The organism is Fischerella thermalis PCC 7521, from assembly GCF_000317225.1.
In the GTDB taxonomy this organism is placed as follows: Bacteria; Cyanobacteriota; Cyanobacteriia; order Cyanobacteriales; family Nostocaceae; genus Fischerella; species Fischerella thermalis.
The window spans coordinates 1-21,742 of the sequence record NZ_AJLL01000047.1 but is presented as its reverse complement, the minus strand read 5'-3'; the positions used below and the strand labels follow the sequence as shown (position 1 = coordinate 21,742).

Genomic DNA, 21,742 nt, shown 5'->3' with positions numbered 1-21,742 from the left:
GGGGAGTAGTAAACCACTAACCACTAACTACTAACTACTGACCACTAACCAAAATATTGCATCAGTATTGATTCAATTTGAACAATACCTATTGGCTTGCACAGACATGCATTAGCACCAATTTGGAGTGCGCGATCACGTAGTCCGTCTGGTGTAGTGTGGACTGGATAATCGCTGTTTGCTACCATTGTATTTGATGCAATAGTTACCACAAGTAAATCTTGTAAATCTGGGTTTTGTCGCACTTTACTCAACAAATCCCAGCCGTTTGTCTCTCCTGCTAATTCTAAATCCAACAGAACTAAATCAGGTTGTTGGTTTTGCACTCGCTCCCAAAAATCATTGCTAGTGCTGATTTGCTCAACATGGTAGCCAATTGCCTGAAGATAATCTCGCAGTAGGGCAGCAGTTTTTTCTTCATCTTGCACCAAAAGAATATTTTTTGTTACAGAAGTGGCAGGCTGACGAGAAGTTAATTGCGTACGTCGTGAACAAGTCGATGACGAGTCATCCTTGTCGCCCCTTGATTGCCATGACTTTTCATAAAATAAAGAATAATTAGTATTATTAGATACTTCATTAATATTAAGACTACGTTTTTTTACTGTAATTTGCTGTTGAGTAGATTGCTCCTCATCAAGGTAGAAAATCTCTTCACAGAAGCGTCTTGCGTCTCCCTCTACAGGGGGTTGATTTGGCAAAAACAATTGAAATTTACTGCCTTTTCCTAGCACAGATTCTACTGTGACATCACCACCGTGCAAATGTGCTAACTTGCGTGTTAAAGCTAAACCCAAACCCGTACCTTCATACTGACGATTGAGCCGGCTATCAAGTTGTTTAAACGGTTCAAACAAGAATTTAAACTGACCTGGATCAATACCTATGCCTGTATCTGATACTGTAAATGTAATGCCTTGCGGTACTTTTTTAACTTCTAAGCATACCTTGCCTGCTGGAGTAAATTTAATCGCATTGGTAAGCAGATTGAGTAGCATTTGCTTAACTCGCCGTTCATCACCAATACAAAAGTCTGCTTGTTCGTCAATCTCGGCGATCAGTTGTAATTTCTTTTCTTCGGCGCGATCGCGTACTGTTGATATCACGTAATCACACAATTCTTGTACTAACAATTTAGATAAAAATAGTTCCTCTTTACCTGCTTCTACTTTTGACAAATCGAGGATATCGTTGATGAGTGCCAATAGATGCTCGCCACTACTATAAATACAATTGACATACTCTTTTTGCTTGTCATTGAGAGACCCCACCATTTCTTGTTGCAGCAGCTGAGACAAACCCATAATTGCATTGAGAGGTGTCCGTAGTTCGTGACTCATGGTTGCTAAAAATTCACTTTTGGCGCGACTACCAGCTTCTGCTGCTTCTTTACTTTCACAGAGTTCTAATTCCGTTTGCTTGCGTTTGGTAATGTCCTCGATCATGGCGAGGAAATACTGAGGTTCACCATTTTGGCTGGAAATCAAAGAAATACTCAGCAAAGCCCAAACAAATTTACCATCTTTGTGTAAAAAGCGCCTTTCCATCTCTAGGCGATCGCAAGTTCCCGAAATCAGTTGTTTGTAAAGTTCTAAATCTCCCTCTTGCTTGAAAATATAATCTGTAAAACGCTTGCCAGATAAATCTTCTCGGCTGTAGCCTAGTATCTGGCACAATGCCGGATTTACATCTACAATCCGCGCTTTCATATCTACCAATCCAATTCCAACTGAAGAACGCTCAAAAATTGCTCGAAACTCTGCCTCACTCTGTTGTAGCGCTTCCTGTGCTGCTTTACGTTCGCTAGCTTCTATTGCTAAAGTCACAAAATCTGCTATCGAACCAGCAAAGTTTTCTTCTTCTAATGTCCACTGGCGAATCCGACCAATATGTTCGTGACACACCACCCCCACTAAACGACCCCCTAACCAAATCGGTGCATTTAGCAGAGAGGCTATCCCAAATGCAGATAAGTACGGCTCTGATAATTCTTGGGTTCTATCATCATTGCAAGCATCATGGGCTGCTATGCTGCGTTGTTCCTCCAAAGCTTGGAAGTATGCAGGGAAATTTGCTTTTAAAAGTGACATTCCACAGCTATGACGTTTTGTTATTGTGTCATATAAATCGACACATTCAACTTTTGAGTGATCACTATTGTATAACCAGACGCTGACTCGATCTGCTTCTACTGTTTGGGCAGCGGCTTCTGTAATTTCTCTTAATGCTGCGCTGAGATCTCCTTGCTGTAAAGTCTTGCTTTTTGCTAGTTGCACTAGTGTTTTACTTTGTTTTCGCAAACAATTTTCTCTTTTTTGCAGTGCTTCCTCCACTCGCTTGTGTTCTGTAATATCTCCAAGTGATACTAACTGCATTTTTTGTCCCTGATCAGGAGTGAGGTTCTCTTGCATTGTGACTAAAAACGAAAAGCCGTTTTTTTTAACTACAATTACTTCCTGTGGTTTTTCAGAACCAGAAAGAATAATTTTTTCTTAACTGTGGTAATTATAGTTCTGTTATTTTCAAAGCCTTTTTAATCATTCGTTCCATAATTTCTAGTCAGTATTTACCACAGTTGGCAAGCTTTGAAATAGTAGATTTCGCCTCTAGTTTCTTCGTAAATTATGAGCATAGTTCACAAATAAATACAGGTTTACTAAATTTGGTTGTTGATTTTTGGTTGTTGTTTGTTGTACAGACGTGCCATGGCACGTCTGTACAGTGGTTAGTTGTTTGTCATTTGTCATTGGTAAGAGGGAACTCTTAACTTTGAACAGGGAATAGGAAATAGGTAATTTCTCCCTTCCCTTGTCTCTCTTGCACCTCCCCATCTTCTTTCCTGTGTCCCACCCACAGGCAGATACAAAGCCTTTGTGAGTTTGGGACAATAAGAGTATAGGCAATCGTTGTAGGGATGAAGCGATGAGCGATGGCAACTTAAAAATTATCTCCCTAATTCCCAGTGGAACTGAGATTTTAGCCATACTGGGATTAACAGATGCTATTGTTGGGCGATCGCATGAGTGTGACTATCCTCCAGAAATACAAAGTCGTCCTGTTTGTACTCAACCCAGGCTTGATACCAACGTCTCTAGCGGTGAAATTCATAACGAAGTTAATAAATTAATACAATCTGCCCTCAGTATTTACGAAATTAAAACAGATGTTCTAGAGCGACTACAACCCACTCATATTGTTACCCAAGACCAATGTGATGTTTGTGCTGTTAGTTTATCAGAGGTAGAAAAAGCTGTAGCTAAACTTACCCACGCTTCGCCGCAAATTATCTCCTTGCAACCTAATTTTCTTAACGACGTTTGGGCTGATATTGAGCGATTAGGCAACATTTTTCAAGTAGATTCGGTCAAGGCGCTAGAAAACTTAGAAGCTCGTGTCAAAATAGTTGCCCAAAAAACGCAAGGACTTTCCCAAACAGAAAAGTTGCCCAGAGTAGCCTGTATTGAATGGACTGATCCTTTAATGGTTGCTGCTAATTGGATTCCTGAATTAGTTGCCTTAGCAGGAGGAGAACCGTTATTTAGTACTACAGGTCAGGCTTCGACGCAGTTAAAGTGGGAAAGTTTGATTGCGAGTAATCCAGACATAATTATTTTTATGCCCTGTGGCTTTGATTTAAATCGTACTCGTTTAGATGCGGAGTTGTTAAGTAAACGTCCAGAGTGGCAGAACTTACATGCCAATCAAACAGGTAGAATCTACATAACTGATGGTAATGCTTACTTTAACCGCCCAGGGCCAAGACTGGTAGATTCATTAGAAATTTTAGCAGAAATTTTACATCCAGAAATTTTTCAATATGGCTACAAAGGAAAAAGCTGGGATATTGTTTGAAAACCAATTACCAATTACCAATTAACAAAAAACAACCATATTATAGATATAATTTCTTATTTTTTGCTTGCTGTATTATTAACCCATTCAATTAAACGTTTTAAGGTTTCTGATAGTGCTGCTTCACCAACTATAAGGGTATGTTGTTGATTGTTTTCTTCCACAGTTAAAGTGTATTGAAAGCGGTCAGGTTGGTTAGCAGGAGCATTAATTTTTGGAGGTAAGCTGTAGAAATTTGCGGCTTCTAATAGTTGATATAGTTGCTGAGTTTCTTCTGGAGACAGTTTAGTCGTGTCAATGATCGCTTTCTTGCTGATTCCGGCAAAACCACCCGTACGCTGAAGCGATATCCGCATTTTCCTCTCCGTAGTAATAGCTTTTGCTATAAACAAAAATACTGGGAAGATAAAGCTTTATCTCCCAGTTTAACAACAAAAGACCAAAACAAAATATAAATTATCTTAGATCTTGTATCAGCTTTTCAGAACGCCAAGAAATAAATTTCTTAGTTCATAGCTAAAGTCAGATGAATCTGACTGCAACAAGATTTTAGTCCGTTTCAACGGACTTATGCTATTGACCAGAGAATTTATTCTCTGGCGGTCGGGTAGGTGCGAGATATGAGTTATGGATTAGAAATATATAAATTTAATTTTTCATAATGCATAATTCATAATTCACATTCTAAATAACTCCTACCTTTTGCCAAGCATTCTGCACTGCATTTTGTTCCTGACTTCCTTGACCGTAGAGTTCACCAGCAACTTGAATGATAATATTGGCAGCACGTTTAAAGTTAGTTCTAGTACGCAAGCGATCGCGTAAAGCTATATACCAAATTTTTCCAGCTTTTTCCCAAGCAAAACCGCCAATCTCTGTTGCTGCTAAATAAAATGCATAGTTAGGAATACCCGAATTAATATGTACTCCGCCGTTATCTTCAAAACCAGTGTATTTATCATTCATATGTGCAGGCTGGGGGTCTTTACCTAAAACAGGGTCATCATATGCTGTTCCTGGTGCTTTCATGGAACGAATACCCACACCATTAACCTTGTCTGTAAAAATACCCTCTCCGATGATCCAGTCAGCTTCTTGAGCAGTCTGTTTTTTGACCCATTGTTTTACCAATGAACCAAATACATCAGAAAATGACTCATTGATAGCTCCAGATTCACCATAATATTGCAAACCTGCTTCGTATTGGGTTACCCCATGTGTTAGCTCATGAGCAATAACATCTATGCACTTGGTGAATCGTTGAAATATTTCACCATCCCCATCACCATAAACCATTTGATCGCCATTCCAAAAGGCGTTATCATACTTGAGCCCATAATGCACGGTTGAGTCTAAGCGCAGACCTTTATCATCAATAGAATTACGCTCAAATACCTCATAATATAAATCGTAGGTAGCCCCAGCTCCATCGTAAGCTTCGTCAACTGCAATATCGTTGCTAGGAGGGTCGCCTTCACCACGAGCCAACTTACCAGGGAGTTGTTCGGTACTTTTGGCATCAAAAATTGTCCGACGCTTTTCACCAGGAGAAACTGCAAAATTGACTGCACCTACCACATTTCGCCGTCCCCGAAATTGTGACGAAATATTTAAGGTGTGAAACGCCCAACTACGTTGTTGTTCATTACCATTAACTACGATATTTTCGAGCATGTGAGGTGGTATAACACAACAAATAGGGCATCTTGAATGTTGTTGATGCTCACACCCAAATCCTAATGGTCTTTTATTCTTTCGAGCCATCCTACTTATTCTCCTTCTGTATTAAATAGAGTGATGGCAAATAACAGTTTTAACTCTAGTGTGCAATCGTGTACCCAACGGGTTTATATGATAGTCCCTGTATCTGGCTATTGTGTAATTTTTTACGTTTTTTAACTACAAATCTATAAAACAAGCATGTTTCACTGTTCGTTGCGATCGCTTGTCCTAAAAGAGTGGCAACTTAAGGCATATCTTTTTGGACTAAAGCCTATGATTTATTTAACATAGTTGTAGACCTCACTAGTTATGTGTGGTTGTGTGTTGTAAAACTTGATTAAGTTTGGTCAAGGGGCTATAACTCCTTGACTTTTTCTTTTTTTGAATTGCTCTAAGGATATAAAGTATAAAAATATATGATGCTTCAGACTGTATTCTCTGCTTGAAATAGCTGGCTTTGTGGAAAACTTGCTCCTGAAGAAGCCTACAGCCAAATTAAGTTGCTGTGGAAAAGGTTGAAACTTAGTAAAAAAGAACTAAAAATTGGTAGTCTCACCTGATGTGTTGACCAAATAACAATGAGGCAAAACGCCTCATTTTTTGCCTCATTGTCATTCAATCTTTATGGATTAACTAACCTATGTGGGGTAGATCTCTGACAATTATGTGTTTTTTATGGTCGAAACAAATTTTTCCTTGTTTTTTAAACTGAGATAGCAATCGTGTAACCGTGACTCGGGTAGTACAACAGGCGTTAGCTAAATCTTCATGCGTTAGGCGAACCGATAGGCGAGTTCCCTGAGCTACTTTTTCACCAATTTCACGTTTTAGAAGCTGCAAAAGACCATATAAGCGGTCTTGTACTCGTCGCAATCCAGAAATAACTAAAAAAGATTCTGTTTGCTGTAGCCGTTGATTTATCTTTGGTAAAAAGGCATGGCTTAAGGCTGGGGAAGCTAGTATTTCTGAAACATCTATGGCTACTAACCTCACATCGGATATAGCCGTGGCTTGGTAAGTATGTAGGGAAGTCAGATAAGAACCGAAAACCATTCCTGGGACTGCTAACCCTACTAGTACTTCTTCACTGGTTTCACCAAGAGTAGTCAGTTTTACTAAGCCTTGACGAACATACCAAATTACTTGTGTGTTGAGAGGAATAGTATCTCCTTTGGAATACTTATGTATGGGGCGATCGCCATCAAAGTCACGGTCTTTTGTAATTTTTACTAATTCTGCTCGTTTGCTTTCATTAATGCTGCGTAGCAGCCAGCGCATAGTTTGAGCTTTACCTTGATTGTTATAGGAAATTGCCACTGTTAATGCTGCGTTAAAGAGTTCATTGCCGTGTTGTTGCAAGGCTATAATTAACTCTTGGCTTCTACCGTTTTGACTTACTTGGGTGAGGAAATTACGAAACTCATGTTTCTGTTTTAAGGCAACGAAATTAATGATCGGTTTACCCACCAAAGATTCTTTTTTTAAATTAAGCAATTTGGTAGCTTTACGGTTAGCTAGTTGAATTTTACCTTGGGCATCAGTCACTAAATAGCCATCTGGTGCTTCCTCAAATAATTCCTCATAACGTTTACACTCTGCTTGTAAAGTTTTTTTGGTTTCTTCTAATTGCTCATGCTGATGATAAAGTTCCTCGATTGCAAAATGTACTGATTGTGAAGCCCAGCTGAGTTCGGTCAAAGCTTCCGGCATTTCATGTGACATCACAGGCTTTTTGACGACATTTTCGTAAAGTCTAGCTATACGCTTGTCCATTTCCTGTGTTGACTGTGCAAATTTGTCTATTTTTATCTTATCCACGTTAATTTCTACCACTTGTTTGCAGAAATGGGACAAAAATATTGATTTGAAAAAGGCAAGCTATGCTTAGACAGATGGGACAAGCCATCGTGTTGCATTTTAATGACAGCAACTAAGTCTAAGTAATGCTTCAAATTATCTTGGCAGATGACATACACTATTTCAAAATCAATCTGGCATAAACAAAACAGTTTACGACTGCGATCGCGATTCATTAACTTTCCTACAAAAACATTGCAACATACTTCAAAAATATTGCAAAACAAAAAATTGCTGAGGTTAGCACTCCTCACTATTCACTCGCTTCATAAAAAGATTTTCTAAGTTAGATAAGTTTGAGAGTACTCTCTTTCTAAATATCACGACCTTGTTGCTCCAACACAATATTATGCCATATTTGTGAAAAAACAGTGAACAATTTATATTTAATTTTTGCTAAATTGCGATTATTCTCCGTAGAAAATATTTATTTGTATCAATAATTATTTGCCTAGAATCAGCATAAATAATTCTGAATAACGAAAAAAGTAATAAGCAAGAGATTGGTAAAATTGTATCAATTGGCTATCACTTTCTATTTGATACAAAAATACCTTTAATACTTAAATCTCAAGCATACTAATTTATCTGAGCAATATAGAATTTAGGCTTTCAAAAAGAGACCTAATAAGGCTTTGACTGACTTGTTATCATATCTAACTCAAAGCCTTTATATCGATGATACTATTGGTTAATTAATGAGGGGTTTCACCCCTCTTTATTAAAAGTTTAATTTTGCCTTATTATCCCAAATTGAAATAAGTGGGCGACTCTGATAAACCTATGTTAACTAATAGCTAAAGTTTACTCAAAGCACTCAAATGAATATAAACTAAAAATGAAGGGTTAGACCCTCCATTGCTCAGCAACACTATTCATAGATAATTTTCTATGCCATAATTTCATTATTTTTTATTCCATCAATTTTCATGCTTTAATAAATCAATAATAATCTGCCAAATTTTTAAGCAGACCGACACATAGAGTCATTCGTCATTAGTAGGAGTTTCATATCAAGTCCGGTCAATTACTTACGATATCGTGTTTTATCACTGGTAACTTGGTAGGGAAGTTTGTTTAAAACTACTGAATCTGACGCATAATATAAATGTTTAAGCGGACACGATGACATGAGGTCAAGCATATTTATTTTTTAGGTTTTTAAAATCTTATTAATTAAAAATAATAAAAAAATAAGAAGAAAATAAGAATCAAATAAGATACAAAGCTAGCAATATATATTTTTTTAGCTCAAGTTTAACAAGCTATTGGTAAATTATTGGGAGCTACACCTAAAGGACTGCAAGCTAAGACGATTTCTAATAGTACTGCTTTGCCTGTCCCATGCGCTGCAAGCCTATCAAGTGCAGCTTTACAAAAGAAAAAATGAAAATCTCCAATCTGCATCCGTAGAGATACTACAAGTTCCCAAAATCGTATGATACTGGCTTAAAAATGGGTGTAAGGGCACAAAAGAATAAAACTCTCGCACCCCAGTTGTGAATTATATTTATAAAATCTCTTTCCTTAAGCGGGTAACGCGATTCGAACGCGCGACATTCACCTTGGCAAGGTGACGCTCTACCACTGAGCTATACCCGCAAACTTTGCATATTTACAAATATGTCAGATGAAGAGGTGATTGTCAAGAGGTAAAGGAAAATTTTTTGCTGGCTTGTGCAATTCTCTTCCTCCTTCTGTGTTAACTTTGACCCAACCGCAAAAGTCATGAAGCTAAGATACTAAAGTATTTGATTTACTTCCATAGGTATATTTGATGTATTGTGTGTAAATGTAAAGCTATAACTGATCATCTGTTATTGTTACTTGACATCAAGCAACGTGAGTGCTAAGCGTTTACCACAAACAACTGCCCATGTTAGGATTACCCGTCAATCTTGGCAACAGGGCTTACTAGAAGGAGAAGTAAGAGCGGGGGATTTTGAATGGCAGTTTCAATGGCATTTTCGCCGAGGAGAATTGTCTGTTAAACCATCACAGGGTCGTGCTTTAATTAAAGAGCCTCTTGGTCGTTTTTTAGAGCAAAAAGATTATCAACTAGAACCAGGAGGAGACTATGCTTTTACTATTCGGGCAGAATTATAAAAATTATGAATTATGAATAATCAAAAATTTCATAATTCACCATTCATTTTCCTGATTCTGTCAAGCGACTAAGATATCTTTCGATGAGGAGAATAGCAACAATGTCATCTATTGGTCTTGGAGGTGTTCGCATTCCTTGTGGTAAAAGTTTGGTGATTCCTTTGGGTGGGAACATTTGCCAATAGCGATCGCGTGCTTCTAAACTGGTGTAGCGTTCGTCGACCAACATGATGTTTAACGGATCTGACAATTGTTGCTGTAGTTGCTGTTTCCAACCTTTAGCCGTAGTTTGATCACCCATAACCATTAGAGAGATGGGAAATTTTTGTCGCAGTGTTTCAATGGTAGCGATCGCTTCAGTCGAAGGTACAACCTGATGATAGTGTAGCTTTCGATCCAGTCCCATCACTGCTAAGCCACATTTATCTTTACCCGGGTCGAACCCTAAGATCACAGGTTGAGTTGGTGTAAATTCATTTAAATTCATATTAAATACGATTAAACGGTTTTTGTTCTTTGTTGGTTGTTGATGGTTAGTTGGAACAAACAACAAACAACAAACAACCAACCACAGACATAATATTAAGTACTAAAAATCACTTGTCCATTTTTAATTGCTAACAATTTCACTTTCAACGGCCCAGCGGTATATGTGTCTTGTGCCGCAACTGCTTTAATATCTATTGCTTGGTCATATTGTCGCAACTGAGCAATAAAGCGCAGAAAAGTACCATCTATTTGAATATCTTCTAAAATTCCAGCATTCCGTGCGCGAAATTGAGAAGCAGAAATCAACAGTTCTAGGCGCTGTCGTAGTTGGTAGGATGTCATGTTTTTGGGATCAGCTGTAGTTGTAGCTAGTACCTCACCTCCAGAGAACACAATTTCATTTAGTGATGCATCAGCAAAAAATTCGATTGGTTTTTCTCCTCTGACGTAGTTACCCGCAGAGAAAATCCGCACCACGTAATCTCGACCATCTTTAATCTGATTACTTAACTGTTCAACTTGTTCTTCTGTGACACGTAGTATCTGCAAATTTGGGAGGGTAGTAGTGCCAGGTTCACTTAATTCCATACTGGCATTTTTATTTGCTTCTTTTAATAGCTGGATGACTGCTTGACGAGCAGCAGCAGGTTCTTCTATACGCACAACCCCAGCTGCTAGAACTTGACCCCGGACTAAAGCCAGTTTTCCTAGACGTAGGTCACGATAAGACTGATAGTATTTCTCCAGACGTGCGACTTCCTGTTCGAGATAGGTCTGTTGTGTTTCTAGTTCTTTGAGGCGGGTTTCTCGTTGAGCAATAATTTTCTCCCTGGCTGTAATTTCAAGATTACGCTTTTGAATGACTGCATCTAGTTTGGCAATTGTCTGATCACGCTGTTGAATCACTTGCTGACGCTTAGCTAGTTCGCGATCGCGTTTGTCTATAGCAGCTTGCGCTTCAGCAACCGCTTGTTTTGCTTGCTCATAAAGTTTTTGGCGTTCTGCTTTGAGTCGCTTAATTTCCTCTAGCTGTCTGTTCCTTTCTTGATAAACGTTTTGTAGCTGGGCGATGGCTTTTTCATATTGATTTGCCACTTGGCTCAATTGCTTTTGAGTGTCTTGGAGTTGAGCTTGAGTTTGTGCTTGTTGATTGATCGTACGGTTAAGCTGAGCTTGCGTTTGCTGTTGCTTAGCATTGGCTGCTTGTAAAGATTTGTTAATTTCTTGCAGATCCTGCTGAGCTTTAGCTTGTTCTTTTCTGGCTTGCTCTAGTTCAGCCTTGGTTGTATCAAGTTGCTGTGCCGTATTTTCTAGTTGTACGCGTTTACGCCTAAGGTCTTTTTGAATATCTTCTAACTCAAAAACTCCTTTGCGCAAGCCTTCATCAGCCAAAAATAAAATGCCCAGGGTTGATGCGGAAATGCCCAACCCCGTCAATATTGTTACTAATACCGCTGTGTTTTTGGGTCTGAGGTTGAAAAGTGAGAGCCGTTTTTTGCCAACCCGCGTGCCAATGCGATCGCCGACGGTAGCAATAACGCCTCCCAAAACTAAGATTGCAATAATGAGGATGTACCCGGTGGCCATCTGTTTGTATTTACCGAAGAAATCCTTCCAGATACAGCCTACTACTTTCAGGCATTTTCTGTGGCGAATTGCAGGTTGGTAAATTACTGGGTGAAGGGGTAAAGGCAAAGGGGAAAAGGAATTAACAAGTATTTATCCATTACCCATTACCTATTACCCATTACCCATTACCTATTTTTACAAGAGTGTCTATATTTACTCTGATCCCCAAGTGCAGTTAAGTGAATTGCCGACTTAATGTCACAGGTTTGTGGACAGTAATTTTTTTCTTGTGTATGGAAATCATCTTCTTTTCGCGCAAATCGCCTAGTAGCCTAGTGACAGTCACGCGAGTCGAACCAATTGCTTCAGCGATCGCCTGATGAGATAGCTTGAGGTCAATTGTGATTCCATCTGCACAAGGAAGACCAAAATCTCGACAGAGAATTAATAAGAAACTTATTAATCTTGAACCCATGTCACGGTGAGCGAGTGTTTCAATCATCATCTCTGTTTGAAGAATGCGCGACGACAAACCCCGCAGCATTAACATCGATAATTCTGGATTTTCCTTGAGTGCTTGCTCTACCTGTTCAATAGGTGCTGACAGCAATTCCACAGGCGTAAAAGCAACTGCATGATAAAAACGATCAGACTTGTTTCCCGTTAGTAGGGACAAAACCCCAAATACACTGTTTTCCCGCAGAAGCGCTACAGTTATCTCTTCTCCTGCTTCGTACACCCTGGAGAGTTTAACAGCACCTTTTAAGAGAAAATAAACTCTTTCAGCAGGATCGCCGGGGAAAAAGATCGTCTTGTTGCGCTCGAACGATTCCACCACTGGTGGAAACGCTCCAGTTGCCATCTGACGAAAAACATTTGCTAGGGCTTTATCTTGTGTCACGATCATCTATCTCCCTTCCCCTACCCAATGCCGGAAAAACGAATATGGATTTCCTAAGAATACACTCGAAAATTCAATAAAACATTGTCAACCTTTCTGTACTTTCCTATACTTAACCTTTTGTCTAATTGACGTTTGTTTAACATGATACAAAATTTATAGTGCAGGAATCTAGTACTTTTTGTTAGGTACTTCCAAAATTGTAAACAATAAGTTTTTTAAGAAAAAAGTAAGATTCATAGAGAATTTATGAAAACATAAAATGGTAAATTGATGGTAAAAAGCAATTTTGGCACTATAGATGTCGGAAATACGGATGTGAAAATTTAAGATAACAGGGGTGCAAGGGAAACCACAAATAAATTTAGTTACTCTGTAGAGAAAAATATCTTTTTCTAAAACCTTTACTCTGTTGAAAAATCCTTTTGATCATCCATCTTTAAAACAAGCAGTTTGTATCCGATTTTAGTTGAGGCAAGATTGAGTCTGTTCTCTTACATCCACCCGCAAGTGCAATCAAAAATCAAAATTATAAAACGAAGACAAACCAAGCTCAGATTCATGTATGCTCCTAATGAAACATCACATCAATAATTTCTATGCTGGATCTGACTGGAAAAAATGCCCTTGTCACAGGCATTGCTAATAACCGCTCTATTGCTTGGGGTATTGCTCAACAACTGCACAAAGCTGGAGCTAACCTTGGCATTACCTATCTCAGCGACGAAAAAGGCAAAATCGAAAAGAAAGTCGCAGAATTGGTAAGACCACTCAATCCTACTCTGTTTTTACCTTGTGATGTCCAAAATGACGAGGAAGTTAAGTCTACTTTTGAGACAATTCGCGAGAAGTGGGGTAGCTTAGACATTTTGATTCATTGTCTGGCCTTTGCCAATAAAGATGATTTGAGTGGAGACTTTAGCCAAACCTCCCGTGAGGGCTTTCGTACAGCTTTAGATGTCAGCACCTATTCTTTGGTGCAACTAGCTGGTGCAGCCAAGCCTTTAATGAACGCAGGCGGAAGCATAGTGACTCTCTCTTATTTAGGAGCCGTCAGAGCAGTTCCCAACTATAATGTGATGGGAGTTGCCAAGGCAGGATTAGAAGCCAGTGTGCGTTATTTAGCAGCAGAACTAGGTTCGGCCAATATCCGCGTCAATGCCATCTCCGCCGGGCCAATCCGTACTTTAGCTTCTAGTGCCGTTGGCGGTATTTTAGATATGATTCATCATGTCGAGCAAGTAGCTCCCTTGCGACGCACCGTCACACAGATCGAGGTAGGTAATGCAGCAGCGTTCTTGTGTAGCGACTTGGCAAGTGGAATTACAGGACAAGTCCTGTATGTTGATGCAGGATATGAAATTATGGGAATGTAAGAATTTGTTAGTTGTTGGTGGTTGTTTGTTGTTTGTCCCAGCCAACCACCAACAACCAACTAGCAACAAGTTTTAAAGACTATGCAAATAAGCGATCGCCAAACTCTATCTTCACCCACCAACCTCACACAAACTCCCCGTATTGCTTCTGTACGCCGCACTACGGGGGAAACGGATGTCCACGTTACGATTAATTTAGATGGTACAGGAGTTTGTAATGCAGCTACAGGCATTCCATTTTTAGATCACATGCTGCATCAAATTGCCTCCCACGGACTCATTGACTTGGACATCCAAGCTACGGGAGACTTGCATATTGATGACCATCATACCAACGAAGATGTGGGCATTACCTTAGGACAAGCTATAAGCAAAGCATTAGGTGACAAAAAAGGCATTGTCCGCTTTGGTAATTTTCTTGCACCTCTTGATGAAGCCTTAATTCAGGTAGCACTGGATTTTTCGGGTCGTCCCCATCTCAGCTACGGTTTGCAAATTCCTACCCAGCGAGTTGGAACTTATGACACCCAGCTAGTACGAGAATTTTTTGTAGCCTTGGCAGGTAATAGTCAGATGACGCTGCACATTCGCCAGTTGGATGGGATTAATTCTCATCACATTATAGAAGCCACATTTAAGGCATTTGCGAGGGCGATGCGGATGGCAATAGAGATTGATCCCCGTCGTGCTGGGTTAATCCCCAGTTCTAAAGGGGTGTTATAGAAGGCAGAAGGCAGATGGCAGATGGCAGATGGCAGCTATGCTGAAGGGTAAGAAGTGAAGAGCTTTGATAGTAACTTTTTATTGCTTTCAACAAGCCTTCTTTATTTTGTTGCAATCCCTGATAGGGATTTGTGTAAGTTGCAACGTGCAATTACAAAGATCGCAGGTTTTGTACCGTATTTCCTAAAAGTTGACGCAATCACGGAAACTCAACATTTCCGATCATCTGTTGTATTGTGAGTAATTTGTGACACTTCCACCGCCAGAAGTGGGTGAGAGTGTCAAAGTGCAATTGTCTGCCCTTTTCCTATCCCAAAAACAGCTTGTAGGCTGGATTCTTATTTTCATCCCAGTAACGATAGCCGAGAGTATCCAAAAAAGCCTGCCACTCTTCCATCTCATGGGGAGGAACCTGTATCCCTACCAGTATTCTGCCGTAGTCTGCCCCATTATTGCGGTAGTGGAACATACTAATATTCCAGTTGGGACTCATAGAATCCACAAACTTCATTAATGCACCAGGGCGTTCAGGAAACTCAAAACGATAAAGCAATTCATTCTGAGCGAGGAGAGAGTGTCCGCCTACCATATGGCGTAGGTGTAATTTTGTTAGTTCGTCATCGGTTAAGTCGATAGTTTTGAACCCGCAGCTTTCAAAAGTTGCAACTAGTTTTGCGCGATCGCCACGATTTTCGATTTGCACACCTACAAAAATATGAGCTTCTTGTTGATCGGCAATCCGATAGTTAAATTCAGTTAAGTTGCGTCTGCCCATACATTGGCAAAACTTACGCAGACTACCCGCCTCTTCTGGAATTGTCACTGCAAAGATGGCTTCACGGCGTTCACCCAGTTCTGCCCGTTCTGCCACAAAGCGGAGGCGATCAAAGTTCATATTCGCGCCGCAGGCAACAGCAATTAATGTTTGTCTTTGGATTTGTTCCCGTTCTACATAAGCTTTCGCACCTGCGATCGACAATGCCCCCGCAGGTTCCACAATAGAGCGTGTATCTTCAAATACATCTTTGATTGCTGCACAAGTGTCATCTGTATCAACTAAAATAATGTCATCCACATACTGCTGACACAGCCGAAAAGTTTCTTCTCCGACTTCCCGCACTGCTACACCGTCAGCAAATAAGCCGACTTGAGACAAACGTACTCGTTTGCCTGCTCGCAAAGATTGATACATAGCATCTGCATCTACTGGCTCAACACCAATAATTTTGATCTCTGGACGCAACCGTTTCACATAAGCTGCAATCCCAGAAATCAATCCACCCCCACCAATCGCCACAAAAATTGCATGAATCGGTTGCTGATATTGCCGTAAAATCTCCATCCCGATGGTTCCCTGTCCAGCAATGACATCGGGATCATCAAAGGGGTGAATAAAAGTTAAGCCTTTTTCTGCTTCTAGTTGACGAGCGTAAGCATAGGCATCATCGTATGTATCCCCATATAGTACTACCTCACCACCACGGGCCCTCACTGCATCTACCTTCACCTGGGGTGTAGTTACAGGCATGACGATAATAGCTCGTGTTCCCAATTTCCGCGCACCAAGAGCAACCCCTTGAGCATGGTTTCCCGCAGATGCAGCAATCACACCCTGAGCAAGTAGATCTGGTGGCAGATTTACCATCTTGTTATAAGCGCCACGTAACTTAAAGGAAAATACTGACTGCATATCTTCGCGTTTCAGCAGCAGCTTGTTATTCAGCCGTGCAGACAAATTTGGAGCGTATTCTAATGGTGTTTCTTGGGCAACATCATAAACGCGGGCAGTCAGAATTTGTACCAAATAGTCACAGAGCATGGACGTTAACAGGTTGATAGATGCCGGATAGAGTTCATTGTACGGCAGTTGAGTACCTGATTTTGCCATTTTTGCTTTACTAAATTTTGAGCTTCAATAGTAACAGCCTAGCTAGGAAGGGTTCCACTTTGGCAGTTACAAAAAATCAATCAATATACAACCTCATACGCATTTAAGGGACAATAACTCTAGTCATACCGACCCACTGCCAAAATGCCTGATTCTCAGGAAAAAAGCAAGGTGGGCATTTTTAGGCGGATTTTTAGCTACCATGCATTTTTAGTTAAAAATTGTGCTTTTTGCAAACTGTTAATTTAGGTCGTTGAACTTATGGTGACAAACTCCCAAAGCCCAACTTTACCAATAGAATCATCTACTTGTTTACCTCCGACTGATGCTAAAGATAGGGTCAGTCAGTTTATGAAACAACTACAAGACGAAATTACACAAGGTTTGGAAAAATTGGATGGTGTGGCCAAATTTCAAGAAGATTCCTGGGAAAGACCAGAAGGAGGTGGCGGTAGATCGCGTGTGATGCGTGATGGCGCGATCTTTGAACAAGGTGGTGTAAATTTTTCTGAAGTTTGGGGTAGCCATTTACCACCATCAATTCTGACTCAACGTCCAGAAGCAGCAGGACATGGTTTTTATGCCACTGGCACTTCGATGGTGTTGCATCCCCGTAATCCTTACGTACCTACTGTGCATCTTAATTACCGGTATTTTGAAGCTGGCCCAGTATGGTGGTTTGGTGGCGGTGCTGACCTCACCCCCTATTACCCCTTTGCTGAGGATGCCATTCATTTCCATAAAACTTTCAAGGAAGCTTGTGATGCCCATCACTCAGAGTATTATCCAGTATTCAAACGCTGGTGTGATGAATATTTTTATTTAAAACATCGCGGTGAGACCCGGGGAGTTGGTGGTCTGTTTTTTGATTATCAAGATGGTCAAGGTACTTTGTATCGTGGTCCCCATGCAGATGGTGAAGCGGCTAAGTACAGCAACCAAGTAGGAACAGTAGCATCCCGGAGTTGGGAAGATTTATTTGCTTTTGTGCAAAGTTGTGGTAGAGCCTTTTTACCAGCCTACTTACCCATTGTCCAACGCCGACACACGATGGAATATGGCGATCGCCAACGCAATTTTCAGCTGTATCGTCGAGGACGGTATGTTGAATTTAACTTGGTTTATGACCGAGGTACAATCTTTGGCTTACAAACCAACGGACGCACGGAATCAATTTTGATGTCCCTACCACCCTTGGTACGGTGGGAATATGGCTACACACCTGAACCAAATACGCCCGAAGCTGAGTTGTACGAAACCTTCCTCAAACCTCAAGATTGGATAAACTGGACACCAAGCCACACGTAAAGAGTGTGAGTTAAACTACTAGAGGTGAGTAGTTAGTGGATAGTAGATAGTGGATAGTAGTTAATAGCCTGTAAAATAATTAACCAATGGTTTCAAGGTAGATTACACCCCTACTAACTACTAACTACTAACTAGTAGATTTTGGAAATGCCAAGGGGAGGCAAAGTGATAGATATAGATCAAAAAACCTACACAACCCAAGACGGCAATAATGTTATCGTATTAACACCTAGAGGTCGCCTAGATATCACCACAGCATGGCAATTTCGTTTGAAATTGCAGGAGTGTATTTCTAAACTTAGCCGTCATGTAGTTGTAAATCTTGGTCAAGTTAATTTTATCGACAGTTCTGGTTTAACTTCCCTAGTGGCAGGAATGCGCGATGCCGACAAAGTTAAGGGTAGTTTTCGTATTTGTAATGTTCACCCAGAAGCCAAACTAGTTTTTGAAGTGACGATGATGGATACGGTGTTTGAAATATTTGAAACCGAGCAGGAAGCTTTAGAAGGTGTACCTCGTAGCATCGCCAGCTAATTCCAAGTCAAACACGAACAGGAAGAGTCCAAAATAGAGACACTTCAAATTCATAATTTAGTACTGTTCTCGCTTGGTGTAGCGATAAGGGCCCATAATCGCTCCCCAAGTTGCACTGCCAGTAGCGGGGTCAATTCCTTTGTCGTAAGTTTTCAATTCTTGTTGAGAAACCTCAAATCCGAGGGAAACTTGCACGGTATTACCCCCATAACTAAAGCAACAACGATTGCTTGCAGGTGGGGTAGCAGTAAACTCATAGTTGTTAGGAGTCAGTATTTTCTGAGTGACGTTAAGAACACAATCAGGTAGTAAATCTAGTTGGTCAGGTGTTAGGGTTTGAAGTAATGAAGGGTTACGACCAGCACCACGTAAAGCTGTTGGATCTTTAGGCATATAGTATTGTACTTTCAGAGGTGCATCTTGGTTGTTTCCTGAGGTAAGCCGCATGATTCTTTGTCGATAAGGTTGGTCTAATTTCACAATATTGGCTTGTTCGGCAAATAGGGTCAGACTGTCTTCTGAAAATAGAGGTACAGGTATTTGCCATAAACGTAAGTGGACGTACCAAGCAGGTTCTGCCAAAGCTTGCTCTCTATTGTCAAATTCACCTGCTAAGTATTGAGCTAGGGCGATTAACTCTGGTGCAAGGGTCATAAAATTTTGGATTTTGGATTTTTGCCAAAAGTTTGAGCGCCACAAACTGGCAATCAAAGCTTTTCAAGACGGATTTTAGCTTAACCGAAGTAGTATCCAATGCCCAATCTCCGATCCCCAATCTCCGATCCCTTCAAAACCTAAACTTGGCAAACTGACCTGGAAGCGAGAAAATAAACATACGTCGCCCTAAAATCTTAAAATTTTTTGTGAATAACGTTCGTACTGTATCAGACACAAAGCGCACTTTCCACACTCTCCATACCCGACCGATTAACACTATTTATCGGCGAGTGGTAGAGGAATTAATGGTAGAAATGCACCTGCTCGCAGTAAATGTTGATTTCAGCTATAACCCAATTTTTGCCTTGGGCGTCGTTACTTCCTTTGACCGATTCATGCAAGGCTATCAGCCAGAATCGGATAAGGAATCGATATTCAACGCCCTACTGCGGGCAATAGAAGCAGATCCGCAAATCTATCGACAGGATGCTCAACGCTTGCAAGAACTAGCCAAAAGTCTGCCACCTCAAGATTTAATTGCTGCTTTAAGCCTACAAACTCAGTTAAATCGAGATACTGACTTACAATCCCATCTGCAAGCGATCGCCAGTAATCCTAAATTTAAATACAGCCGTTTGTTTGCGATTGGTTTATTCTCTTTGTTAGAACTGTCAGATCCAGAACTAGTCAAAGACGAAAAACAACGCACTGAGGCACTTAAATCCATTGCTGCTGGCTTGCATATTTCTGATGACAAACTCAATAAAGATTTGGAACTTTATCGTTCCAATCTAGATAAAATGGCCCAAGCATTGGTAGTGATGGCAGATATGCTCTCAGCGGATCGCAAAAAACGTGAACAACGTAGTCAACAATCTAGTACTACAGTTACTCCCCCAACTGCCAGCGAATAAATATAGTTCGTTAGTGGTTAGTGGTTGGTTAATAACAGGACTCACGCAACTGACATAGATAGCGGGCAGGGCGCAGCCCTGCCACGGAACAATTTCAATCAAACCAAGCATATAAGAATACTTCGGCGTTTTAGTTGCTGAATTAAGTAGCGACACGATCCGTTCTGTTGGTAGAAATAGTAACCCGGAATAGTTTCATTTTTAGTACTGGAGTACTATTTTTTAGCGATCGCAATGTGCCAGTTGCGTAAGTCCTGATAATGTGAGTGATGGATTTGAATAAAAGAATGTGTTAGAAATCGAACACAGATGGACACCGATGCACACAGATGGACATAGATAGATTATGGGTGTTTATTTTAATATTTATTAGTGGAAATAATGAAAAAGCTCCTGCTTTTACACAGGAGCCTGTTAGCTATTGATTGTCAGTGATGAAACTTTAAAACCTAGTCAAGGTCTTTCATGAACAATACTGGTTCAGTTTCACGGTCAATACCTTTCTCGAAACCACCAGCAGCAGCACGAGCACGACCAGCGTGCCACAAGTGACCTACTAGGAAGAAGAAAGCTAATACGAAGTGAGAAGTTGCCAACCAAGCGCGGGGGTTGACGTAGTTGAAGGAATTAGGCTCGGTAATAACCCCACCCACGGAGTTAATAGAACCGTTGGGAGCGTGGGTCATGTACTCAGATGCACGACGAATTTGCCAAGGCTGTACGTCGTTCTTGATCTTGTCGAGATCCAAACCATTAGGTCCACGCAGAGGTTCTAACCAAGGACCACGGAAATCCCAGAAGCGCATGGTTTCACCACCAAAGATGATTTCACCGGAAGGAGAGCGCATCAGGTATTTACCAAGACCGGTGGGACCTTGAGCGGATGCAACGTTAGCACCGAGCTTCTGGTCACGAACCAAGAAAATGAAAGATTGAGCTTGAGAAGCTTCAGCGTTGGTTGGACCGTAGAACTCGCTAGGATAAGCGGTGTTGTTGAACCAAACAAAGCAAGAAGCAATAAAGCCCATCAAGGACAAAGCGCCCAAGCTGTAGGATAGATAAGCTTCACCAGACCAGATAAAAGCACGACGTGCCCAACCAAAAGGCTTGGTGAGAATGTGGAAAATACCACCAAAAATACAGATTAAACCAACCCAGATGTGACCGCCAATGATGTCTTCCATGTTGTCAACACCAATAATCCAGCCGTCACCACCAAAGGGAGACTTAAGCAGATAACCAAAGATGACAGCTGGATTTAATGTGGGGTTGGTAATCACACGTACATCACCACCACCAGGTGCCCAAGTATCATAGACACCACCGAAGAACATTGCCTTCAGCACCAACAAAAAGGCACCAAGTCCCAAAATGATCAGGTGGAAGCCAATGATGTTGGTCATCTTGTTCTTGTCTTTCCAGTCGTAGCCAAAGAAAGAGGAGTACTCTTCTAAGACTTCTGGACCACGGATTGCGTGGTATATTCCACCAAAACCCAGGACGGCAGAGGAGATTAGGTGTAGTACACCGATGACAAAGTAGGGATAGGTGTCTACAACTTCACCACCAGCACCAACTCCCCATCCCAAAGTTGCCAAGTGGGGTAGTAGGATTAAGCCCTGTTCGTACAAGGGCTTTTCGGGAACAAAGTGAGCGACCTCAAATAAGGTCATCGCACCAGCCCAGAAGACGATCAAACCGGCGTGGGCAACGTGCGCGCCCAGTAGTTTACCGGAGAGGTTAATGAGACGGGCGTTACCAGCCCACCAAGCAAATCCGGTGGAATCTTGGTCACGTCCGGCTCCCAAAACGCCAGGTCTAGAGAGCGTTACCACGAGGTAATACC

General features: G+C 40.9%; 17 protein-coding genes, 1 tRNA gene and 1 pseudogene. 8 read left to right on the top strand and 11 right to left on the bottom strand.

The window, feature by feature from the left end; translation table 11 throughout:
• Positions 1 to 44: 44 nt before the first annotated feature.
• Complete coding sequence (locus UYK_RS0110740; protein ID WP_016871390.1) at positions 45 to 2,411, bottom strand: GAF domain-containing hybrid sensor histidine kinase/response regulator; 2,367 nt, start codon at positions 2,409 to 2,411, stop codon at positions 45 to 47.
• Positions 2,412 to 2,922: 511 nt separating this feature from the next.
• On the opposite strand from UYK_RS0110740, the gene UYK_RS0110735 reads away from it, so the two are divergent.
• Positions 2,923 to 3,852, top strand: coding sequence for a cobalamin-binding protein (locus UYK_RS0110735; RefSeq protein WP_009459510.1), 930 nt, complete (start codon positions 2,923 to 2,925; stop codon positions 3,850 to 3,852).
• A gap of 56 nt (positions 3,853 to 3,908) precedes the next feature.
• Here UYK_RS0110735 and UYK_RS0110730 read toward each other — a convergent pair whose 3' ends face one another.
• Together UYK_RS0110730 and UYK_RS0110725 are read right to left on the bottom strand one after the other, a co-directional pair.
• On the bottom strand, positions 3,909 to 4,208 hold the full coding sequence (locus UYK_RS0110730; RefSeq protein ID WP_009459511.1) for a protealysin inhibitor emfourin: 300 nt from the start codon (positions 4,206 to 4,208) through the stop codon (positions 3,909 to 3,911).
• A gap of 328 nt (positions 4,209 to 4,536) precedes the next feature.
• Positions 4,537 to 5,616 (bottom strand): M4 family metallopeptidase, encoded by a 1,080-nt coding sequence (locus UYK_RS0110725; RefSeq protein ID WP_009459515.1) that lies wholly within the window; start codon positions 5,614 to 5,616, stop codon positions 4,537 to 4,539.
• Between the two features lie 431 nt (positions 5,617 to 6,047).
• Here UYK_RS0110725 and UYK_RS27775 point away from each other — a divergent pair.
• Positions 6,048 to 6,134 (top strand): annotated as a pseudogene (locus tag UYK_RS27775) (DUF7219 family protein); the annotation flags it as partial.
• Positions 6,135 to 6,207: 73 nt separating this feature from the next.
• On the opposite strand, the gene UYK_RS0110720 reads toward UYK_RS27775, so the two are convergent.
• Positions 6,208 to 7,347: a helix-turn-helix domain-containing protein gene (locus UYK_RS0110720; protein ID WP_050815583.1), complete on the bottom strand. Its 1,140-nt coding sequence runs from the start codon at positions 7,345 to 7,347 to the stop codon at positions 6,208 to 6,210.
• A gap of 1,614 nt (positions 7,348 to 8,961) precedes the next feature.
• A tRNA-Gly gene (locus tag UYK_RS0110705) sits at positions 8,962 to 9,033 on the bottom strand.
• Positions 9,034 to 9,273: 240 nt separating this feature from the next.
• Between UYK_RS0110705 and UYK_RS0110700 the strand changes: the two genes are divergently transcribed.
• The gene (locus UYK_RS0110700; protein ID WP_009459520.1) at positions 9,274 to 9,537 is read left to right on the top strand and encodes a DUF3146 family protein; all 264 of its coding nucleotides are present in this window, start codon (positions 9,274 to 9,276) and stop codon (positions 9,535 to 9,537) included.
• Positions 9,538 to 9,580: 43 nt separating this feature from the next.
• On the opposite strand, the gene UYK_RS0110695 is transcribed toward UYK_RS0110700, so the two are convergent.
• The 3 genes from UYK_RS0110695 to ntcA form a co-directional block, all read right to left on the bottom strand.
• On the bottom strand, positions 9,581 to 10,024 hold the full coding sequence (locus UYK_RS0110695; RefSeq protein ID WP_009459522.1) for a pre-16S rRNA-processing nuclease YqgF: 444 nt from the start codon (positions 10,022 to 10,024) through the stop codon (positions 9,581 to 9,583).
• Positions 10,025 to 10,119: 95 nt separating this feature from the next.
• Positions 10,120 to 11,613: a DUF3084 domain-containing protein gene (locus tag UYK_RS0110690; RefSeq protein ID WP_009459524.1), complete on the bottom strand. Its 1,494-nt coding sequence runs from the start codon at positions 11,611 to 11,613 to the stop codon at positions 10,120 to 10,122.
• A gap of 217 nt (positions 11,614 to 11,830) precedes the next feature.
• Entirely contained in the window at positions 11,831 to 12,502 is a 672-nt protein-coding gene (ntcA, locus tag UYK_RS0110685) for a global nitrogen regulator NtcA (RefSeq protein ID WP_009459526.1), read from the bottom strand.
• Between the two features lie 593 nt (positions 12,503 to 13,095).
• Here ntcA and fabI point away from each other — a divergent pair.
• Positions 13,096 to 13,872 (top strand): enoyl-ACP reductase FabI, encoded by a 777-nt coding sequence (fabI, locus tag UYK_RS0110680; protein ID WP_009459528.1) that lies wholly within the window; start codon positions 13,096 to 13,098, stop codon positions 13,870 to 13,872.
• A gap of 81 nt (positions 13,873 to 13,953) precedes the next feature.
• The gene (gene hisB, locus UYK_RS0110675) at positions 13,954 to 14,595 is read left to right on the top strand and encodes an imidazoleglycerol-phosphate dehydratase HisB (RefSeq protein ID WP_009459530.1); all 642 of its coding nucleotides are present in this window, start codon (positions 13,954 to 13,956) and stop codon (positions 14,593 to 14,595) included.
• A 307-nt stretch (positions 14,596 to 14,902) separates the two neighbouring features.
• On the opposite strand, the gene ilvA is transcribed toward hisB, so the two are convergent.
• The gene (ilvA, locus tag UYK_RS0110670; RefSeq protein ID WP_026086435.1) at positions 14,903 to 16,414 is read right to left on the bottom strand and encodes a threonine ammonia-lyase, biosynthetic; all 1,512 of its coding nucleotides are present in this window, start codon (positions 16,412 to 16,414) and stop codon (positions 14,903 to 14,905) included.
• A 330-nt stretch (positions 16,415 to 16,744) separates the two neighbouring features.
• Here ilvA and hemF point away from each other — a divergent pair, with 330 nt between their 5' ends.
• Together hemF and UYK_RS0110660 are read left to right on the top strand one after the other, a co-directional pair.
• Positions 16,745 to 17,791 carry an oxygen-dependent coproporphyrinogen oxidase gene (hemF, locus tag UYK_RS0110665; protein ID WP_009459538.1) on the top strand — a complete coding sequence of 349 codons (1,047 nt, stop codon included), beginning with the start codon at positions 16,745 to 16,747 and terminating at the stop codon, positions 17,789 to 17,791.
• Between the two features lie 165 nt (positions 17,792 to 17,956).
• Positions 17,957 to 18,325 (top strand): STAS domain-containing protein, encoded by a 369-nt coding sequence (locus UYK_RS0110660; protein ID WP_026086434.1) that lies wholly within the window; start codon positions 17,957 to 17,959, stop codon positions 18,323 to 18,325.
• 57 nt (positions 18,326 to 18,382) lie between these two features.
• Here the strand turns inward: UYK_RS0110660 and UYK_RS0110655 are convergent, their stop codons facing one another.
• Positions 18,383 to 18,979, bottom strand: coding sequence for a chromophore lyase CpcT/CpeT (locus UYK_RS0110655; RefSeq protein ID WP_009459541.1), 597 nt, complete (start codon positions 18,977 to 18,979; stop codon positions 18,383 to 18,385).
• A gap of 209 nt (positions 18,980 to 19,188) precedes the next feature.
• Here UYK_RS0110655 and psb29 point away from each other — a divergent pair, with 209 nt between their 5' ends.
• The gene (gene psb29 / locus UYK_RS0110650) at positions 19,189 to 19,896 is read left to right on the top strand and encodes a photosystem II biogenesis protein Psp29 (protein ID WP_009459543.1); all 708 of its coding nucleotides are present in this window, start codon (positions 19,189 to 19,191) and stop codon (positions 19,894 to 19,896) included.
• A gap of 449 nt (positions 19,897 to 20,345) precedes the next feature.
• Here psb29 and psbC read toward each other — a convergent pair whose 3' ends face one another.
• Complete coding sequence (gene psbC / locus UYK_RS0110645; protein ID WP_009459545.1) at positions 20,346 to 21,731, bottom strand: photosystem II reaction center protein CP43; 1,386 nt, start codon at positions 21,729 to 21,731, stop codon at positions 20,346 to 20,348.
• Positions 21,732 to 21,742 lie beyond the last annotated feature (11 nt).

Bases quoted from the DNA above. Each gene is read 5' to 3' on its own strand.
- UYK_RS0110740 (WP_016871390.1), bottom strand. From the start codon at position 2,411: ATGCAAGAGAACCTCACTCCTGATCAGGGACAAAAAATGCAGTTAGTA.
- UYK_RS0110735 (WP_009459510.1), top strand. From the start codon at position 2,923: ATGAGCGATGGCAACTTAAAAATTATCTCCCTAATTCCCAGTGGAACT.
- UYK_RS0110730 (WP_009459511.1), bottom strand. From the start codon at position 4,208: ATGCGGATATCGCTTCAGCGTACGGGTGGTTTTGCCGGAATCAGCAAG.
- UYK_RS0110725 (WP_009459515.1), bottom strand. From the start codon at position 5,616: ATGGCTCGAAAGAATAAAAGACCATTAGGATTTGGGTGTGAGCATCAA.
- UYK_RS0110720 (WP_050815583.1), bottom strand. From the start codon at position 7,347: ATGGACAAGCGTATAGCTAGACTTTACGAAAATGTCGTCAAAAAGCCT.
- UYK_RS0110695 (WP_009459522.1), bottom strand. From the start codon at position 10,024: ATGAATTTAAATGAATTTACACCAACTCAACCTGTGATCTTAGGGTTC.
- UYK_RS0110690 (WP_009459524.1), bottom strand. From the start codon at position 11,613: ATGGCCACCGGGTACATCCTCATTATTGCAATCTTAGTTTTGGGAGGC.
- ntcA (WP_009459526.1), bottom strand. From the start codon at position 12,502: ATGATCGTGACACAAGATAAAGCCCTAGCAAATGTTTTTCGTCAGATG.
- fabI (WP_009459528.1), top strand. From the start codon at position 13,096: ATGCTGGATCTGACTGGAAAAAATGCCCTTGTCACAGGCATTGCTAAT.
- hisB (WP_009459530.1), top strand. From the start codon at position 13,954: ATGCAAATAAGCGATCGCCAAACTCTATCTTCACCCACCAACCTCACA.
- ilvA (WP_026086435.1), bottom strand. From the start codon at position 16,414: ATGCTCTGTGACTATTTGGTACAAATTCTGACTGCCCGCGTTTATGAT.
- hemF (WP_009459538.1), top strand. From the start codon at position 16,745: ATGGTGACAAACTCCCAAAGCCCAACTTTACCAATAGAATCATCTACT.
- UYK_RS0110655 (WP_009459541.1), bottom strand. From the start codon at position 18,979: ATGACCCTTGCACCAGAGTTAATCGCCCTAGCTCAATACTTAGCAGGT.